At 43.8% G+C, this 19,213-nt stretch carries 18 protein-coding genes and 2 tRNA genes; 13 read left to right on the plus strand and 7 right to left on the minus strand.

The window, feature by feature from the left end:
• Positions 1–42: 42 nt before the first annotated feature.
• Positions 43–408: a RidA family protein gene (locus RT422_RS05360; RefSeq protein ID WP_313421574.1), complete on the minus strand. Its 366-nt coding sequence runs from the start codon at positions 406–408 to the stop codon at positions 43–45.
• Positions 409–500: 92 nt separating this feature from the next.
• Positions 501–1,754: a D-amino acid dehydrogenase gene (locus RT422_RS05365; protein WP_313421575.1), complete on the minus strand. Its 1,254-nt coding sequence runs from the start codon at positions 1,752–1,754 to the stop codon at positions 501–503.
• 150 nt (positions 1,755–1,904) lie between these two features.
• Between RT422_RS05365 and RT422_RS05370 the strand changes: the two genes are divergently transcribed.
• Positions 1,905–2,375 carry a winged helix-turn-helix transcriptional regulator gene (locus RT422_RS05370; RefSeq protein WP_060996073.1) on the plus strand — a complete coding sequence of 157 codons (471 nt, stop codon included), beginning with the start codon at positions 1,905–1,907 and terminating at the stop codon, positions 2,373–2,375.
• 113 nt (positions 2,376–2,488) lie between these two features.
• On the opposite strand, the gene RT422_RS05375 is transcribed toward RT422_RS05370, so the two are convergent.
• The gene (locus RT422_RS05375; RefSeq protein WP_175405743.1) at positions 2,489–4,135 is read right to left on the minus strand and encodes an NAD+ synthase; all 1,647 of its coding nucleotides are present in this window, start codon (positions 4,133–4,135) and stop codon (positions 2,489–2,491) included.
• 583 nt (positions 4,136–4,718) lie between these two features.
• On the opposite strand from RT422_RS05375, the gene RT422_RS05380 reads away from it, so the two are divergent.
• A complete protein-coding gene (locus RT422_RS05380) occupies positions 4,719–4,973 on the plus strand; it encodes a hypothetical protein (RefSeq protein ID WP_060996062.1) in 255 nt (84 codons plus the stop codon).
• A 26-nt stretch (positions 4,974–4,999) separates the two neighbouring features.
• On the opposite strand, the gene RT422_RS05385 is transcribed toward RT422_RS05380, so the two are convergent.
• Positions 5,000–5,293, minus strand: coding sequence for a cell division protein ZapA (locus RT422_RS05385; protein ID WP_007115956.1), 294 nt, complete (start codon positions 5,291–5,293; stop codon positions 5,000–5,002).
• Between the two features lie 63 nt (positions 5,294–5,356).
• Positions 5,357–5,761 (minus strand): hypothetical protein, encoded by a 405-nt coding sequence (locus RT422_RS05390; protein ID WP_313421576.1) that lies wholly within the window; start codon positions 5,759–5,761, stop codon positions 5,357–5,359.
• A gap of 236 nt (positions 5,762–5,997) precedes the next feature.
• Between RT422_RS05390 and RT422_RS05395 the strand changes: the two genes are divergently transcribed.
• From RT422_RS05395 to RT422_RS05405, 3 genes are all read left to right on the plus strand, one after another.
• Positions 5,998–6,738 carry a UPF0149 family protein gene (locus RT422_RS05395; protein ID WP_313421577.1) on the plus strand — a complete coding sequence of 247 codons (741 nt, stop codon included), beginning with the start codon at positions 5,998–6,000 and terminating at the stop codon, positions 6,736–6,738.
• 78 nt (positions 6,739–6,816) lie between these two features.
• Complete coding sequence (gene argE, locus RT422_RS05400) at positions 6,817–8,010, plus strand: acetylornithine deacetylase (RefSeq protein ID WP_313421578.1); 1,194 nt, start codon at positions 6,817–6,819, stop codon at positions 8,008–8,010.
• Between the two features lie 16 nt (positions 8,011–8,026).
• Entirely contained in the window at positions 8,027–9,376 is a 1,350-nt protein-coding gene (locus RT422_RS05405; protein ID WP_313421579.1) for an aminopeptidase P N-terminal domain-containing protein, read from the plus strand.
• A gap of 115 nt (positions 9,377–9,491) precedes the next feature.
• Here RT422_RS05405 and RT422_RS05410 read toward each other — a convergent pair whose 3' ends face one another.
• Positions 9,492–9,965 carry an arsenate reductase ArsC gene (locus RT422_RS05410; protein WP_313421580.1) on the minus strand — a complete coding sequence of 158 codons (474 nt, stop codon included), beginning with the start codon at positions 9,963–9,965 and terminating at the stop codon, positions 9,492–9,494.
• A gap of 436 nt (positions 9,966–10,401) precedes the next feature.
• Here RT422_RS05410 and RT422_RS05415 point away from each other — a divergent pair, with 436 nt between their 5' ends.
• Positions 10,402–11,796 (plus strand): sodium-dependent transporter, encoded by a 1,395-nt coding sequence (locus RT422_RS05415; protein WP_219299659.1) that lies wholly within the window; start codon positions 10,402–10,404, stop codon positions 11,794–11,796.
• A gap of 90 nt (positions 11,797–11,886) precedes the next feature.
• Here the strand turns inward: RT422_RS05415 and RT422_RS05420 are convergent, their stop codons facing one another.
• Positions 11,887–13,560, minus strand: a complete 1,674-nt coding sequence (locus RT422_RS05420; RefSeq protein ID WP_313421581.1) for an aminotransferase class I/II-fold pyridoxal phosphate-dependent enzyme — start codon at positions 13,558–13,560, stop codon at positions 11,887–11,889.
• Between the two features lie 188 nt (positions 13,561–13,748).
• Between RT422_RS05420 and RT422_RS05425 the strand changes: the two genes are divergently transcribed.
• The 7 genes from RT422_RS05425 to cobA all read left to right on the plus strand — a co-directional run.
• A complete protein-coding gene (locus RT422_RS05425; RefSeq protein WP_284035217.1) occupies positions 13,749–14,240 on the plus strand; it encodes a glutathione peroxidase in 492 nt (163 codons plus the stop codon).
• Positions 14,241–14,504: 264 nt separating this feature from the next.
• Positions 14,505–14,580 (plus strand) — tRNA-Val (locus RT422_RS05430).
• A 36-nt stretch (positions 14,581–14,616) separates the two neighbouring features.
• Positions 14,617–14,693: transfer RNA gene (locus RT422_RS05435), tRNA-Asp, on the plus strand.
• Between the two features lie 797 nt (positions 14,694–15,490).
• Entirely contained in the window at positions 15,491–17,119 is a 1,629-nt protein-coding gene (locus tag RT422_RS05440) for a BCCT family transporter (protein ID WP_313421583.1), read from the plus strand.
• Between the two features lie 206 nt (positions 17,120–17,325).
• Positions 17,326–17,859 carry a molybdenum cofactor biosynthesis protein B gene (gene moaB / locus RT422_RS05445; RefSeq protein WP_313421584.1) on the plus strand — a complete coding sequence of 178 codons (534 nt, stop codon included), beginning with the start codon at positions 17,326–17,328 and terminating at the stop codon, positions 17,857–17,859.
• Positions 17,849–18,460, plus strand: a complete 612-nt coding sequence (locus tag RT422_RS05450) for a molybdenum cofactor guanylyltransferase (protein WP_313421585.1) — start codon at positions 17,849–17,851, stop codon at positions 18,458–18,460. The genes moaB and RT422_RS05450 overlap by 11 nt, the downstream gene beginning before the upstream one ends.
• Before the next feature lie 146 nt (positions 18,461–18,606).
• A partial coding sequence (gene cobA, locus RT422_RS05455; RefSeq protein ID WP_312114863.1) for a uroporphyrinogen-III C-methyltransferase occupies positions 18,607–19,213 on the plus strand: 607 nt, incomplete at its 3' end.

The following is a 19,213-nucleotide window of genomic DNA, read 5'->3' on the forward strand; positions in this document are numbered from 1 at the left end:
TGCACCTTTTTTATTTAACGTTTTAAGCGGCTATGGATTCATTTATTCTATGGTATTTTGCGCTGCGACTACGACAATTTCTAATTTCCACAAAGGATTAACTAACTCAGCTTTGACTGTCGCACGGGTAGGCTTTGGGCAATCGGCTAACCAGTCGCCCCACAAGCTATTCACCACCGCAAAATCCGCCAAATCCTTGACAAAAATCTGAGCGGTTAGCAGACGTGATTTGTCGCTATTGGCTTTGGCGAGCATGGCGTCGATATTGTCTAGCACCTCTTGGGTTTGTGTGTGAATATCGGCAGTGTCGGTATTTGGCACTTGTCCTGCGAGATACACCACATGGTTAAAAATGGTAATTTCACTTAGATAGTCATTGCTATCGAATCGTTGAATGTGTGCGGTCATGGTGTTTTCCTTGTACTTGTAAATGGATAAATGTTATTTATGCATAGTCTTTTCAAATGCTATTTACAGGTATTTCTGAAAGAGAATAGATACTAGGCATAACGCTGTAATGATAAGCCATCAATGCGAATATCAGGCGTTCTGCCGAGCACCAAATCGCTAATTAATTTGCCAGAGCCACACGCCATTGTCCAACCCAATGTGCCATGTCCTGTGTTCAAAAATAAATTGCGATACCGAGTCGCGCCAATGATGGGTGTGCTATCGGGGGTCATCGGACGTAGCCCTGTCCAAAAACTTGCGTTTGGCAAATCACCGCCTGCGAATAAGTCCTGCGTGACCATTTCGAGTGTGGCACGGCGCTGCGGGTTTAGACTTACATCAAAACCACTTAATTCTGCCATACCGCCTACGCGAATGCGGTTGTCAAAGCGAGTAATGGCGATTTTATAGGTTTCATCAAGCACCGTTGATTGGGGCGCTAAATCAGCATTGATAATCGGCACAGTCAGTGAGTAGCCTTTGACAGGGTACACAGGCAGATTAAGCTGCAGCGGTTGCAAAAGCGCCCGCGAATAACTGCCCAACGCCAATACATACTGGTCTGCCGTTAATAACTCACCATTTACCAGCACCCCTTTAATCGCCCCAGCATCGACTACCAGCTTTTCGATGGTTTGATTGTATAAAAATTTCACCCCCAACGCTTTGGCTTGCTGCTCTAATGCTTGGCAAAACAAAAAGCAATCGCCTGTTTCATCATGTGGTAAATGCAATCCGCCAACCAGCTTATCAGTGGCATTTGCCAACGCGGGCTCAATATCAGCCAACGCCTTGCTATTGTCAATCAGCTTAAAAGGCACGCCTGAATCTTGTAACACCTTAATATCTTGCTGTACAGCCTCTAATTGGGCGGCTTTACGAAAAACTTGTAAGGTGCCTTGTGAGCGGTTTTCGTAGTGAATGCCGGTATCTTGACGCAGCTGCTGCAGACAGTCGCGGCTGTATTCTGCTACTCGTACCATACGCTCTTTGTTGATGGCATAGCGCTTGGCATTGCAGTTTTTGAGCATTTGTAGCATCCATTGTAACTGCCACAGACTACCATCTAACTTGATGGCTAAAGGGGCATGTTGTTGGAATAACCATTTAACCGCCTTCAATGGAATACCAGGCGCTGCCCAAGGGGTAGAGTAACCTGGGGAGATTTGCCCAGCATTGCCAAAACTGGTTTCTTGTGCGGCACCTGCTTGGCGGTCAATCACCGTGACTTCTACGCCTTGCTTGGCTAAATAATAGGCACTTGTCACCCCAATTACGCCACTACCCAGTACCAATACACGCATACTCACCCCCAAATATCTGCTTAATTATCAGTTAATTTCGCTAGTATAAGCAAAGTTTTGCAGTGAATTTTGCTGTTTTTATGCTAGAATTTTGCTGATATTATCGGTTTTATCATGTCAATCATCAAAAAACAGGGTTTTCATTTTGCTATGCGTACTTTAGACCGTACCGACCGTTTAATCCTTGAAATCTTGCAACAACAAGCCAGAATTTCTATCAGCGAATTGGCCGCCAGAGTTAACCTATCAACCACGCCTTGCTCAGACCGAGTTAAACGGCTGGAGCGTGAAGGTATTATCACAGGCTATCATGCGCGGTTAAATCCCAATTTGGTCAATAAAAGCTTGTTGGTGTTTTTGGAGATAAAGCTATCCACCAAGTCGGGCGATGTCTTTGAACAAGTGAGTAAAAAACTGTCAGAAATTCCAGAGATACTGGAATGTCATTTGATTTCGGGTGAGTTTGATTTTTTGGTCAAAGCGCGGCTAAAAGAGATGAGTTCTTACCGCAAGTTACTGGGCAATATCTTAAAACAATTGCCAGCGGCGGTGGAAACCCACAGCTTGATTGTGATGGAAGAGATTAAAGAAAGCTTGCATTTGGATGTGACAATGACCTAACTGTCGTGCAAGCTTTACGATATATGCTTTGTGATAAATGCTTTGCGACAGATGAAAAAAAAGACTGCCAAATTGCAGTCTTTTTATGTTGTCCCGCCTTAGAATTTTGGAAATTAGAGTTTTGGAAACTCTAGCGACCAGTGATTGACGAGTGGGTAGCGACGTTCACGCCCAAAGGCGCGGTGGGTAATCTTGGTGCCAATCGCTGCTTGACGACGTTTGTATTCATTGCGGTCTACCATACTGAGTACTTTTTTCACCACGTCTTTATCATAACCGGCTTCTACAATCGCATCATACCCAAAGTCGCGATCGATATACAGCTCCAGCATTTTATCGAGGGTATCATAATCAGGCAGACTGTCTTGGTCTTTTTGGTCAGGGCGAAGCTCGGCAGAAGGCGGACGCGTAATCACACGCTCAGGAATCACCGGCGTTTCTTCTAGGCGGTTGCGATAGTTGGCGAGGGCATATACTTGGGTTTTATACACATCTTTTAGGACATCAAATCCGCCTGCCATATCCCCATACAATGTCGCATAGCCCACGGCCATCTCTGATTTGTTGCCAGTGGTGATAACTAGATGACCAAATTTGTTGGACAATGCCATCAAAATCATGCCACGCGCACGGGCTTGGATATTTTCTTCCGTGGTGTCGGCGGTGGTGTTGCTAAACATCGGCTCTAGCGTATGACGCATGCCTTCAACGGCGGCATGAATCGGGCACACGGTATAAGACACGTTGAGTCGGTGCGCCTGCGCCTGCGCATCTTGCAGGCTGATTTGCGAGGTATACTCATAGGGCATCATGACTGCATAAACTTTATCTGCGCCGAGCGCATCAACGGCGATACATAGCGTGAGCGCCGAGTCTATCCCGCCTGACAACCCAACCAATACGCCTTTAAAGCCAGAATGATTGACATAATCACGCAAGCCGACAACCAGCGCTTGATAAGTTTCAGCGATTTGGCTGAGCGCAAGCGGTGATTTGCGTTGTTCTGATAATATCACTTGACCGCTTTGGGCATCGTGACGAGCAACCACATACAAGGTATGCTGCAAAAATCTTGGCGCTTCTTGCACGATTTTACCTTGAGCGTTGACGACCATCGAGCCACCATCAAACACCAAGTCATCTTGACCGCCCACGCTATTGGCATACACAATCGGGATATTGTGCTCAGTGGCACGGCTTTTTAATAAAGCCTTACGTTGTTCTTGCTTATTTTGTTCAAAGGGCGAGGCATTGAGGCTGATGATGATTTCCGCACCTTTTTCTTTCAGTGCGCGAATGGGAGCGTCTTGCCATAAGTCTTCGCAGATAAGTAGTCCAATGGTCAGCCCTTGATAGTCAAACAACACTTGGTTGTGACCGGTATTAAAATAGCGGCGTTCATCAAATACGCCATAGTTTGGCAGGCATTGTTTGTGATAAAAGCCTTTTTGCTGACCATTGTGAATGATAGCCACTGAGTTAAATGTGCCATTGGGGTCAATGTGCGGATAACCCACTAGCATCACGATATCTTTGACTGTGTAGAGCAATTCAAAAGCAAGTTTCACACGTGAGGCAAGACTTGGACGTAATAACAAATCTTCAGGCGGATAACCCAGCAGTGATAACTCAGGAAAGACAATGATATTAGCCCCCTTGTCACGGGCATCTTTAGCCAGTTCTACCATTTTTTTGGCATTGTTGATGACATCACCGACAATAAATTGCTGCTGTGCCACCGCAATTTTTAGCCCCACCATAGACTCTGCTTGGCTAGTCGATTGGCTTGATGACTGAGAAGCTGGCTGAGAAACTGATTGAGAAGTTGGCTGAGCAGGTTTTTGAGAAACTGGCTGTGGGTTTGCGGGTTGGCTTGGCGCATTGCTAGTATCAGCCGTGGGCGCATGGTTTGGCGTAGTAGCTTCGGCGGCCATTGACTCACTCGGTAGCTGCGTTGGTACGCTATCATCTGGGGTTAAATCAAGGTGTGACATGAAAAATCCTTCAGTAAAAATTTGTTATGGGGTCGTCCCTTTAGTCGTATCCGTCTAGAACGGTAGGCAAGCATCATGCCGCTATTATAATTATTGGTGGCAACAGCGATGGCATTACAAGATAAAATTATTCTACATTATATCGCTTTATGATGTGTTTACAATTGCAATCTTTAGATGCTACAACCGAAAAACGCTGCAACTGGTAAAATTAGCTTAAACATAGCATGAATAACCCATCAATGCGCGATTTTTTGCAGTATAATCAAACCTTACAATGCTAATTAACAGGCAATCATAATTCTTAATTGGCAACGATGATTCGTTCATTAGACAATGAGGTGAAGCGATGTTTACCGCAATTTTTGTGGTTTTGGTGATTATGGGGCTTAGCTGGGTTGGGATGAAATGGATGTATCCGCGACCACCGCAAGGCTATTTACAGCCGCAGCCAGGCGAGAGTACCGAGCTGCGAGCGTGTGATTTTTGCCATCATACGTTAGCAGAGTGGCGAGGGATTATAGAAGGAGATAAGTTCTTTTGTAATCAAGAACACCAAGCGGATTTTCATGCTGGCAAACATTACCAGCGCGCTCAAAATTAGTCGAATTTTATTTTACATTAAAGACGTTAGGCAAAACGGGCAACGTCTTCTAACATTTTCCCCACCAGGTCTTGCGCTTGGCTTTCGTTTTCTTGATAGCGTTGTAAGTTTTCTGATTTTTCAAACAACGTCAACGCGCACAGTACCAATAATTCTTCTTGGGGTAGCTGAGGCGCTTGGCGGCGTACCTCTTGCATAAACTGGTTAATATAGCTTGCCGCACGCTGCAAAGCAGGCTCTTCCGATTCTGGGCAGTTGATGGTATAGCTACGACCATTGATCAGGATATCAACTTTTTTAATGCTTTGGGCAGATGCCATAAGATTTTCCTAACGTATTCAAATGTTTTAAACATCACTAAGGCTGGCTTAAATAGGAGCGGGTCAATTTTCGCTGTCAATTTTTGCCAAGCGCTCTAACACAAGCTTGGTATGCTCTGCCGCAACGCGATTTTTTTCAATCAGCTTTTGATTTTGTGTGGTAAAAATCTGTAATTGGTTTTGGGTTTGTTCGTATTCGGTACTTAGCATGTTATGAGATTCGGCAAGTGACTGATAGCGCTGCTCAAGTGCTTGATACTCTTCGGCTTGTCTGGCAAGTTGTTGTTCCAAATTTTGCTGAAGTTCTTTGCTGCTATCGAGCTCAGCTTGTACCGCTTGCAGTTGATCTGCGGTAATGGTTGGCTGCGCTTTAATACGGGTTAGCTCGCTACTGGCGAATTGATATTTATCGCGAAGCTTAGTCAATGCGGTTTGTAGTTGGGTCAGTTGGTCAATTAGGGTGCTCATGATATGATGTCTAGTCAGTAATCGAGTGAATAATCAAGTAAATCATCAAGAGCGACGTGATGGGCGCTCATTGACATGAATAGCAAAAGGTTTTTTTGGTATAACTATAGCGTGAAGGCTTAAAATTTGAGTGATACTTATATTATTTTACCACTTTAATAATGCCATAGTTGACCGCATTAAGGCTAGTATTATCTCAATGTTGATATAATTTTTTGTGAAAAAAGGGTAAAGCGATGGATGATTATATTTCGGGTTGGCAAGATTGGACACAAGCATTTGAGGATTGGCATGACGTCACCATTAGTGAGTTACATGGGCTAATCTCAGGGGTGCTCAGTGTGTGTGATGCGCCAACCGAGCAAGAGTGGCAACTGCTACTGACTGAGCTGAGCTTTACCGAGCTTGAGCCAAAAGCGTTAGAGATAGTGACTGAAGAAGGCGAGGATATGGTGGCGGTGTTAACCGACGATGCTGACAGCTATCAGTTTATGCCGTTGTTGCCCGATGATGACCATCCACTGTATGAGCGTTTGATGGCACTTAAGAACTGGGCAAATGGCTTTTTGACAGGCTTTGGTGTCACCGATAGTGCGCTACGTCCGGAAGAAAATAACCTATTTAATGACTTGGCAAAAATTGGCGCGCTGCGGGTTGATGCGTATGATGAGGCGCTGCAAGGGACAGACAATGCTGAAGGCGAAGTTGAATATATGGAGTTACTTGAGTTTGTGCGCATGATTCCTGTAAGTGTGTCACAAGGGCGAGTGCGTAAATCAGTCGCCAAGTTGCCGCTCATCGCAGGATTTGCGCTAAATCGCCCTGTGGGCAAAGCCCAAGAGATTGATGAGGAGCATTTGGATTTTATTGAGCAACTACGGGATGATGAACTCGATTGGGAAGCAGAAAAAGATACCAATGATGATTTTGTTACCCATATGGTCATAGATGCCATGACCGGTAAAAAGCCGAATTGATGCTAATACCCTATTTTGACTAAATTTACCCTGATAGGGTGTTTTAATGGTTTAAGATTTGAGAAAAATGGAACGACTATGGGCTATCCATCCAACGCCGTAGACTGGTTAACAAAACTGATTGGTTTTAATACTGTCAGTCGCTACTCCAATTTGCAATTGATTGAGTATGTGGCGGGCTATTGTGAGCAGTTGGGATTGTCGCCATGTTTGACCTTTAATGCCGATAATACCAAAGCCAACCTCTTTGTGACTGTACCTGCGATGGGTAAGGGTGATACCGTAACGACAGGGGGTTTTGTGTTTTCGGGGCATACTGATGTGGTGCCCGTTGATGGGCAGGCATGGGATACCGATCCGTTTGTGGCGACCATTGTGGAAGATAAGCTATACGGGCGTGGGGCTTGTGATATGAAAGGCTTTATTGCTTGCGCCTTAACCCTGTTGCCCACTGTGGTGCAAGCAAGCCGCGATAGGATGCTCAACAAACCCATTCATCTGGCACTGTCGTATGACGAAGAAGTGGGTTGTTTGGGTGCGCCATTACTGCTTGCAGATTTGAAAGCGCAAGGGATTAAGCCCGACTACTGTATTGTCGGTGAGCCGACCATGATGAAAATGGTCACCGCGCATAAAGGCATCCAAGTGTATCGCTGCCGCGTGCATGGCAAATCGGTGCATTCATCGCTGACCCCGCAAGGCGTCAATGCCATCAGCTATGCCAGCAAAATTATCAATTTTATTGATAAACTTGCCGAACAATTGCAACAACGTAACGACCAAGACATGGCGTTTGACGTACCGTTTTCGACCTTGTCAGTGGGCACTATTACCGGCGGTACAGCAACCAATATCGTGCCCAATCTGTGCGAATTCACCTTTGATTACCGTAATTTGCCGCACATGAATGAAAGTCAAGTGATTGAGCCGATTCGCGCCTTTATTAAAACCCTTGAGCTTAAGATGCACGCCATTGACAGCGACACAGGCATTGAGCTAACTCGCAACGAAAATGTCCCTGCGATGACCGATAAAGATAGCCAAGCCTTGCAACAGCTCATTGAAAATTTGGTGGATGAACGGCAGCGTCACAAAGTGGCGTATGCCACCGAAGGCGGGCAGTTTACCAACGCAGGCATTCCGACGGTGATTTGCGGACCTGGCGATATTGGCAATGCCCATAAAGCCAATGAGTTTGTAAGCCTAAACCAATTAGCAAAATGCGAAAGCTTCTTACAGCAAATTCTTCAACAATGCTGTGACAGCCATTAAATTTTCTGGAAATATCATGTCAAATCAATTAACCATACAATTGTTGCCAAAGCTTCCCCAAAGCGAATTTGCCAAACGCCGTGCCAAAATTGCTGAAGCCTTGCCAAACAATAGCATTGCGATTTTGCAGACGGCTCCCGCGCATATCCGCAACAACGATGCTGAGTACAAATACCGCGCCGACAGCAGTTTCTTCTACCTGACAGGCTTTGCCGAGCCAGAATCAGTTATGGTTTTGGAAAAAACTGACCATACCGTCAACTACACGTTATTTTTACGTGAAAAAGACAAACTACGTGAGATTTGGGATGGTAAACGCGTGGGGCTTGAAGGTGCAACTGCAGATTTTGGCGCCGATAAAGCGATTGCCATTGGCAGAATTAATGAGGTGATGCCGACCTTAATTTTTGGTAAAAAACACGTGTTTGCCCGCTTTAATAATGAGCTGATTGGCTGGCTTAATCAAGCCAAGCAACTGCAGCGCGGCGAAGGTTTGGTCGATACCATCACCAATATTGACAGCCTTATCAATGAAATGCGGCTGATAAAAGATGAGTCTGAAATTGCATGCATGAAAGTCGCCGCCCAAATCAGTGCTTACGGGCATATTCGCGCCATGCAAAGCGTGGCACCCATGATGCAGAAAAATCAAGGGAACGAAAGCAGACTGGAAGCTGAAGTCAACTATGCCTTTGCCCAATACGGCTGCGTACCCTCTTACAATAGTATCGTGGCGGGCGGCGACAATGCCAATATTTTGCATTATGTCGAAAACGACCAACCGCTGCACGATGGCGACTTGGTGATGATAGATGCGGGCGCCGAATACCAACATTATGCCGGCGATATCAGCCGTACTTTTCCTGTGAGTGGCAAGTTCAGTGACGTGCAAAAACAAGTGTATGATATTGTGCTAAATGCCAATATCGCCGCCATCAACAGCCTAAAAGCAGGCGAGCATGGCAAAATCCATCATGAAACTGCGCTCAAAGTACTGACCCAAGGCTTGATTGATTTGGGGATTTTGACAGGCGATGTCGATGAGTTGATTGCTGATAAAGCCTACTTGCCGTTTTATATGCATGGCACAGGGCATTGGCTTGGATTAGATGTCCACGATGCAGGGCGCTATACTGGCGACGACGGTAAACCCAGAAAGCTTGAAAAAGGCATGGTGATTACCGTAGAGCCAGGCTTGTATTTTGCCCATGACAATGCATTGGTACCCAAAAAATATCGGGGTATCGGCATTCGGATTGAGGATGATGTGGTCATTACCGAGGGTGAGCCGCTGGTTCTTACCCGTGATGTGCCAAAAACAACGTCAGCAATTGAAGCGCTAATGCAGCAAAAAGTGCATTCATAGATATCATCCATACCTATATGGACAGCTGAGCTTTGTATGATACAAACCTAGATGAGACAAACAAAAAAAGCCCAAGACAGTTGGGCTTTTTTAAGGTCAATCGTTTATCGGCATTTTAGGCATCCGCTGGTGGATATGCCAAATGCTCGATTTTATCTTCGGGCAAGTTTGTCAATAAATGGATGCGCTGAGAGAGTTGGCGTAATACTTGGCTAAAGGCGGCTTTTTCCACCTCACTATCGGCTGATACACTGTCCGTATCATTGATATGCCAATGTGCAGTCAGTGGAAATTTGCCATCAATGTCCGCATGTTGTTGTAAAGAATTGCACAGCCCAATCACCAAATCAATCTTTGGCGCGTTGTCTTGTAAAAACTGCTTGACGGATTTGGGCGCTAAGCCTGTGACGTCATAACCTTCTTGTTTTAATACCTCAAGCGTGAATGGATGCGCGCTAGGGGATGGCTCAACGCCTGCGCTATAGGCTACAAAACGGTCACTGCCAATTTTATTTAAAATGGCTTCTGCCATCAGGCTACGGCTAGCATTGTGCTTGCACAAGAACAACACGTTATAAGGCTGCGTCATCAATAATTTCCTTGTCATCAATCTGCGAACGGTCAACACGTTGGGACGTGCAATTTTTGATAATAAAATTTTACCGTTAATGGCAAAAAATTGCTATCTAAATCCTCACACTTGTGCAAGTTAAAACCGTTGACATTAACCGCTTGGTTTTGCCAGCAATTCGATATCAAATAGGTTAAAAAATCATTTATTCCAAAAAGTAATGTTTAGTATAAAAATAATTTACGTTTAATGGATTTTAAAAATAAAAGTTTTAAATAACTGATTTTATTATATTTTATGTAACTGCAAAAAAATAATGACTTGCTTGTATAACTTTTGGTTGGGTTTTGTGAAAAGAAAGTTTGACATTAACTATTGATTCATGAAAAATCTACATACTGCAAGATTCTCGTTGCAATTTTTTCATTTAATCACATTCGACTAGGGAGGGATTATGAGCACTAATCACAAGTCGTCTCATTCCCAGTGGAGCTCAAAGATTGGGTTTTTAATGGCTGCCGTGGGTTCTGCGGTCGGTCTTGGCAGTATTTGGAAGTTTCCTTACATGACAGGCGATAGCGGTGGCTCGGCATTTGTTATCGTGTTTATTATCAGTATCGCGCTTATTGGTTTTCCAGTGTTGGTCACTGAATGGCTGATTGGTCGCCGTGGACAAAGTAACCCAGCGGCAAGTTTTCGCAAAGCGGCGGTAGCCAATAACACCTCACCTGCCTGGAGTCTGCTTGGCTACTTTGGTATTTTAGCCGCTTTTATGATTTTGTCATTTTATAGTGTGATTGGCGGCTGGTCGCTTAATTACACCTTAAAAGCGGGTATCAATGCCTTTGGTGGTCTCAATGCCGATGCCACTGGCAAAATTTTTGAGACGATGTTAGCCAATCCAACCGAAATGACGTTGTGGCACACAGCGTTTATGGGCTTGACGGCGCTAATTGTGGCAGGCGGTGTATCAGCAGGTATTGAGAAAGCATCAAAAATCATGATGCCTGCGTTAGCTTTTATCCTATTATTTATCGTGGGATATAATGCGATTAATATGGATTTTGCCAAAGGCGCAGAGTTTTTGTTTAAGTTTGACTTGCAGCGTATGCAGGAAGTTGGTGTGGGTAAAGTACTGATGGCAGCGCTAGGACATGCGTTCTTCTGTCTGTCACTGGGCATGGCGATCATGGTGAGTTATGGTTCATACCTAAAACAAGATGTGGATTTATTGGCAACCGCGCGTACGGTGATTATCTGGGATATTATCTTCTCATTGGCGGCAGGCCTTGCGATTTTCCCGATTTTATTTAGCAATCATCTGGATCCAGCGGCAGGTCCCGGTTTGGTGTTTGTGACCTTGCCAATCGCCTTTGGTCAAATGAGCCTAGGTGTGGTGGTGGGTACTTTATTCTTCTTGTTATTGACCTTTGCAGCATTGACGTCGTCGATTTCAATTCTTGAACCTATTGTCGAATTCTTGGAAGAAAAAACCCCAATGAGCCGTAAAATCTGCACGCTAGTAGGGGCAGTGGCAACGTGGGCAGTGGGTATACTTGCGTTATTGTCATTCAATAAATTGTCTGATTTTGCGGTATTTACTATTCACAAAAACGGTAAAGACATCCCACAAGGTATCTTTGACGCGCTAGATTATACATCCAGTAAAATCATGCTACCTTTGATTGGTTTGGGTACCATTATTCTCATCGGCTGGTTTATCAACCAAGAATCGGTAAAACGTGAATTGGGGCTAGATGGCATGAAATGGACTATTTGGCAAATTGTGGTAAAATTTGTCGCACCGATTGGTATCATTGCTGTATTTTTAACGGAGTTACTGGGTTAATCCCAAGGGCTTTATCTCAACAGCTTTATGTAATTAATTGCTCACAATAAAAAACCCCGAATCGTCGGGGTTTTTTGTTTCAATGAAATATTAATCAGTGCCATATTCTTGGCGTTTTGTGGCAAAAAAGCGCTCAAGTCGATCCATCGCTTCATGCAAATCTGATGCATTGGGCAAAAATACCACGCGAAAATGGTCAGGCGCATGCCAGTTAAAACCCGTACCTTGTACCATCAATACTTTTTCTTGTAGTAATAATTCCATCATAAACTGCATATCATCTTCGATTGGATAAATGTCACGGTCAATTTTTGGGAAACAATAAAATGCCCCTTGCGGCATGGTGCATGAGATACCTTTAATGGCGTTTAGGCGCTCGATAGCGATGTTGCGCTGCTGATACAGGCGACCGGTTGGTGCGGTCAAGGCCTGCATACTTTGATAGCCACCCATCGCCGTTTGAATCGCGTATTGTGAAGGGACGTTGGCACACAGCCGCATCGATGATAGCATGGTTAACCCTTCAATAAAATCAGCCGCATGGTGTTTTTTACCCGATAACATCATCCAGCCTGAGCGAAAACCTGCGATACGGTGCGACTTTGACAAGCCATTGTACGAGATAACCAAGCAGTTTTTGGCAAGGGTGCACAGCGGTACATGCACGGCATCATCATACAGCACGCGGTCATAAATCTCATCCGCCATCAGCACAAGCCCGTGTTTTTCTGCCAGTGCCACGATTTTTTTTAAATTTTCGGTAGAGTAAAGTGCGCCTGTTGGGTTGTTTGGGTTGATCACCACAATGCCTTTGGTACGCTCATTGATTTTGCTTTCGATATCGGCAATATCTGGCTGCCAGTTGTCTGCTTCATTACACAGATAATGAACCGCTTTACCCCCTGCCAAATTCGTCGCCGCTGTCCAAAGCGGGTAGTCAGGCATTGGAATTAGCACTTCATCGCCATCATCCAGTAACGCTTGCATGGTCATCACAATCAGTTCAGAGACGCCATTGCCCAAATACACATCGGCAACGTCTACCGCTTCTAACAATCCTTTGGCTTGGTAATACTGCAAAATCGCTTTACGCGCGGCAAAAATCCCTTGAGAGTCTGAATAGCCAATCGCATTGGGCAAATTCATCGCCACATCTGATAAAATCTCTTGCGGCGCTTCAAACCCAAATGGGGCAGGGTTGCCGACATTGAGTTTGATGATTTTATGACCTTGTGTCTCCATGCGGTTAGCAGTTTGTAGCAAAGGACCGCGAATGTCATAGCACACGTTTTGCAGTTTATTGGATTTATTCAAAGTTTTCATGGTAAATACATCACTACTAGGTTTGGGATTAGGTTTGGGATTAGGTTTAGAATGGTTGGGTTGAAAATTGGTAGCATCGGGCGTCGTCGGTTGAGCCGTTTGACCCTGCCACGGGTTTGCTTGATTGGCATCGCTTGATGCTTGTGCTACAGTAGTATCATTGACCGTATGCGCTGCTAACGCTTGAGTGCTGACGTTATGACTTTCCACCCCAGTACCTGATAGCAAATAGCTTTCGCTGCACCCTAACAGACTGGCAAGCACAGGCAGTTTATTGGACACGATGCCATTGGAGCCGCGCTCCCAATTAGAAATCGCGGCACGGCTAACTTTAGCACCAGCTTGGGTCATTAAATCGGCAAGTTCAGCAGTGGTCAAACCTTTGCTTTTACGCAGCTTTGTCAAGCGTTGTCCAGCCGATAGTTTAGCGTCAGTGAGCATAGCGGGGGAATTCCATTTGAATATCAATGAATTTTATCAATATTTTGTCAGAAATACTGACAAATTTAAAGTGTAAATATTGGCGGATAACTGCCAATAGATAAACTACGCTTGTCAGCATAATAATGCAAGAAAAACTTACAATTTTTTAACTAACAACTTTTTAACTAACAACAAGGAGATTTGCTATGGAAGATTTTTACCAATTGTCCGCGACCGATATTCGAGGTCAGCTATTTGATTTTGACACCCTTAGAGGTAAAGTTGTATTGATTGTGAATACCGCGAGCAAATGCGGCTTTACCCCGCAGTTTGATGGCTTAGAAAAGTTATACCAAGCTTACAAAGACCAAGGATTGGTGGTGTTGGGTTTTCCCTGCAACCAATTTGGTCAGCAAGATCCTGGCAATGAAGCGCAAATTAGTGAGTTTTGCCAAATCAATTATGGCGTGACCTTTCCGATGATGGCGAAAGTTGACGTTAATGGTAAAGACACCCATCCTGTTTATCAGTTTTTAAAATCACAGCCACAAGGCAAGGGTATGTTGGGTGACGCTATCAAATGGAACTTTACCAAGTTTTTAGTTGACCCACACGGCAGAGTCGTAGATCGTTTTGCACCGACCAAAGCCCCCCAAGACCTTGAGACGGATATCAAAGCACTACTGGCGCAACCGTGAGAAAATGCGGGAGAGAGAAAAATAAAAAGGATTTAATTGGGGGAATTAAATCCTTTGGGTGACAAGCGATAGAGACATTGTTATTATTGTTATCTTATTATTCTTATTGTTAGCTATGACCTTGCTGGCCATGTAGGTATGATAGGGTTTTTATGTGACAACCACATGACATGCTCAGCAAAATTTTTTAAAAAATTTTAATATTTGCCAAAAAAAATCATTGACAGCAAAAATAAATTCTCTATAATACCCACCACAGACGATGGGTCGTTAGCTCAGTTGGTAGAGCGTCTGCCTTACACGCAGAATGTCGGCGGTTCGAATCCGTCACGACCCACCAATTTGACAAGTTTGGGTCATCGTCACCAGCTACCGTGCAGTGGTAGTTCAGTTGGTTAGAATACCGGCCTGTCACGCCGGGGGTCGCGGGTTCGAGTCCCGTCCGCTGCGCCACTTATTTTAGTGGATTTAAAAACGAAATTTTTAAAGTTTTATACCTCAAATCTCCCCTGATTTGAGGTTTTTTTTGGCTTTAAACATATGATAAATTATTGATTCTAAAAAATTTATTGTTTTACGTATTTCTCTCTTGATGTAATTAGGAAAATTGGTTTTACTTGTTAATTTGAAAAGATATCTATTTTTAATATTTAAGTAAAACTAATGTGACCAAACGCTTGTGACCAAAACGTGACCATTTTGTGACCAAAAATTTTGGCTTACGGTCTGTAGGGTCACCCGCCAACTATTAAAACCAATTGTTAAAATATAAAAAGTACAGTAAAAATTCAAAGGCAGATTTCATTACAAGCTGTCAGGCAACCAAAATTCATGCAATCGAACAACAAAGTCTCGCATTTTATGGCATGATCTATACCGCAATATCCCCATCGCCCACTACCAAATTGTCAATGCGTTTTCCCCTAACCCAGTCATTGAAAGCATCCGATTATCCAACGGGGTCATAGCCCAGACGAGGCGTCAGTTAGTTAAATTAAACCAGATAGATAGGTAACAAATGTTGAATTATAAACTTTATAATTATAGTAAATTATTAAATAAAATTAATTAATCCTATTTTGTATATTCTATTAAAATGTTACAGTATGTTAATATATATATCCTTTATAATCAAAAACTTAGTTTTGTTTTTATAGTATATAAGCCTTGTGAAATCTTGCTGTAATTTGAAATATTGTAAATAATTTGTTAAGGTTGCTTTCCAGTTAATCTAATGAAAAGATATCTTTATGAGTTCTGTGAAAGTCGAAAAATTCGGCCCTTTCCCTCGGGTTAATCGTCCTGTTTTTATTGCCTCCGCATTGCTGATTGTCGGATTTATTATTTTTGGTTCGTTATTTGGTGAGTTGGCAGGTGAAGTTTTTAACCAACTGCAGTCTTTTATTACCCACCGTTTTCGTTGGCTTTTTATCATTTTGATGAATGTCGCGGTGGTGTTTAGCCTATATATTGCCTTGAGTCGTTATGGCGATATTCGGCTTGGGCATCAGACAGAGCATCCTGAGTATAGCTTACTGTCATGGTTTGGGATGCTGTTTAGTGCGGGGATTGGGATTGGTCTGTTGTATTGGGGGACGGCAGAGCCCTTGTATCATTTTATGTCGCCTCCCATGGGGCAAGCCGAAACCGTAGAAACGGCTAAACAAGCGATGAGTATTTCGTTTTTGCATTGGGGGATCCATGCGTGGGCGTTGTATTGTGTCGTGGCATTGTCATTGGCGTATTTTCATTATCGCCGTGGCTTGCCATTGTCGATTCGCTCGGTACTGTACCCATTGATTGGTCAAAAAATCTATGGCAAATGGGGGCATGTGGTCGATACCCTTGCGGTGTTTGGCACGATGTTTGGGGTGGTGACTTCCTTGGGGCTAGGTGCGATGCAAATCAACGCAGGCTTTAGCAATGTGTTTGGTATTCCCAATAATGTCCCAGTACAGCTTTGTTTGATTGCAATTATCACCGCAATGGCGACGCTATCAGTGATGATGGGGCTGGATAAAGGGATTAAACGCTTAAGCGATATCAATATTGTGCTGACTGTGTTGCTGCTTGGTTTTATGTTATTGTTTGGTCCGACCCAGTTTATCATCGATAGTTTTATTGAAAATATCGGCAATTATGTCAGTCAACTTATTCCACTAGGATTTTGGAGTGAGGCGTATAGCAATACGGATTGGCAGGCAAATTGGACGATTTTTTATTGGGCATGGTGGGTGAGTTGGTCGCCATTTGTGGGAATTTTTGTGGCGCGTATTTCTCGGGGTCGTACTATCAGAGAGTTTATTTTTGGGGTGTTATTTATCCCGATGCTGTTGTTGTTCTTTTGGTTTACCACCTTTGGCGGCAGCGCGGTACATATGGAATTGATGGGCAATTATGGGCTTATTGAAGCAGTCAAAGCCGATTATGGTAGTGCGATTTTTAAACTGATTGAATATTATCCTTTAACCAAGCCTTTGACGCTGGTGATTGTGGTGATGATTATGTTGTGGTTTGTCACTTCGTCAGATTCGGCAAGCCTTGTGATTGATATGCTCACCGCAGGCGGCGATACCAATCCGCCAAAAATTCAGCGGTTATTTTGGGCATTGAGCCAAGGGGTGATTGCTGCGGTATTATTGGTGGCAGGGGGGTTATCTGCGTTGCAAGCGGTCGCGATTATTGCAGGCTTTCCGTTTGCCATCGTGGTGTTTGTGATGATGTATTGTCTATGGCGAGGGCTGACACGCGATAGATTGACCTTGTACCGTAATCAACAATGGTATATCACGGCAGAGTCTGCTGAGCATAATTCAGCAAATGAGTTTATTGATGAGCATTTATTGCTGGGTCCGCCTGTCGTGGTTAAGGATGAGTAATATTGTTTTTCTTGATTAACATAAATGGACGGGTGCAAGCGTGCAAAGCTGATGCCTGTCTAGGCAGTCAACCAATGGGCGTTAATTGACAGATTCATAGCCTAGACATGCGTTACAAACAAAAACGCTATAACCAATGCCTAATGTATGGCAATATCTGATATGCCGGTAAAATTGTATGCCCATAAAATAATGAGGAAACCCCAATGAGCAAGCCTGAAAAACCTTTTATTGCGCTTAATATCGCAATCTTAACTGTATCAGACACCCGCAGTTTAGAAGAAGATACCTCTGGTCAATACCTAGCCGATAGCCTTGTCGAATCAGGGCATACTCTGGCGGAGCGAGCCATACGCACCGATGATATTTATCAAATCCGTGCTATCGTGAGTCAATGGATTGCCGACCCTGAGATTCACGCTATCATTACCACAGGCGGGACAGGTTTTTATATCCGTGACCAAATCCCTGAAGCCCTAAGCCCGCTGTTTGATAAAGAAGTACAAGGTTTTGGCGAGATGTTTCGCACGTTATCTCGTGATGAAATCGGCATGTCAACCTTGCAATCTCGTGCGCTAGCAGGCATGGCGAATAATACGGTGATTTTTTGTTTACCTGGCTCCTCGGGTGCCTGTCGCACAGGCTGGGAAGGCATCATCAAAGAACAGCTCGACAACCGTACCCGTCCGTGTAACTTTGTGCCGCATCTGATGCGTGAAAATCCAAAACATGACCATTAAATTGGCAGGGGTGGTGATTTTGGCGGGGGGTGAATCATCTCGGATGGGTTCGCCCAAGGCGCTATTAAGCTTGCCAAATGGCGAAACTTTGCTTGATTTTCATATTCGTCATGCCAAACGCTTAAATGTCCCTGTCATGGTGGCAGATAGTGGTAAGCGCTTATGTCATGATACAACCGTCAAAATCATTGATGATTATCTGCCAAATCAACAAAATGGCAAAGGAGCAGGGGCGTTATCAGCCATGGCAAGTGCCATGAATCAAGTCATGTCTCCTTACCATTATTTACTGGTGATAAGCTGTGATAGTTTGGTTCATGCCCATCAAGTTTTTGATAAGTTGCGTTATGCAGTAACCGATAATGAGGCGGTGATTTATTTAAAGGCTGAAAAGGATTATCCATTGTTGGGTTTGTATCGTACGGATTTATTAATAAAATTAAACGATTATTTGGATAAGGGTCAGCGCGCAGTGATGAAGTTTTTGGCGGATAAAAAAATACAAACCGCTGCATTGCCGAATGAATGGATAACTTTAGCAAATTTTAATACCAAAAATGAATTTGATTTGGCGTTGAACTCACTCAATGACATAGGATAAATAGGTCAAATTTTGGGAAATTATTCACATTAACAGGATATAAAATAATTTCATCAGTTAAGGGTAGGATTAAGGGTATGAGTTAAAATTTAGGCATGGTAATTGCATTTTTAAATTACCTTGTTTGATTATGTTGGAAAACTGCTATGCCTTCAATCAGTAGCCCTGTGAGTGTTGAACTTTTTCCCCATGACAGCGTGAAAGAAAATCGTTTTGACCTTCCTATAACCCCCAGACATGCAAAAGCTGTACAAAATCAGGGCAAAGTGTATCTGGTTGGTGCAGGTACAGGCGACCCCGAACTCTTGACCATCAAAGCCTATAAAACCATCTTGCAAGCGGATGTGATTTGTTATGACAATCTGGTGAGTGATGAGATTTTGGCACTTAACACAACGGCAGAAAAAATCTATGTCGGTAAAAAATGCCACAAGCACAGCATGTCACAGCAAGAAATCAATGGCTTATTGGTCACCCTAGCGCAACAAGGCAAAACTATTGTACGCTTAAAGTCGGGCGACCCGTTTATCTTTGGGCGTGGCGGTGAAGAAATGCAAACCGTGATTAGCGCTGGTGTAGCCTGTGAGTCGATTGCAGGCATTACCACAGCATTAGCAGTCGCCAATAGCGTCAATATTCCGCTCACTCATCGTGACCATGCCCAGTCGGTGAAGTTTGTTACTGGGTTTTTAAAGACTGATACGCCGAATGAGCAATATGCTGAGTTGTTAGCGGATAATCAAACGGTGATTT

The organism is Moraxella sp. CTOTU49803 (genome assembly GCF_032097965.1).
GTDB classification, from domain to species: Bacteria; Pseudomonadota; Gammaproteobacteria; order Pseudomonadales; family Moraxellaceae; genus Faucicola; species Faucicola tetraodonis.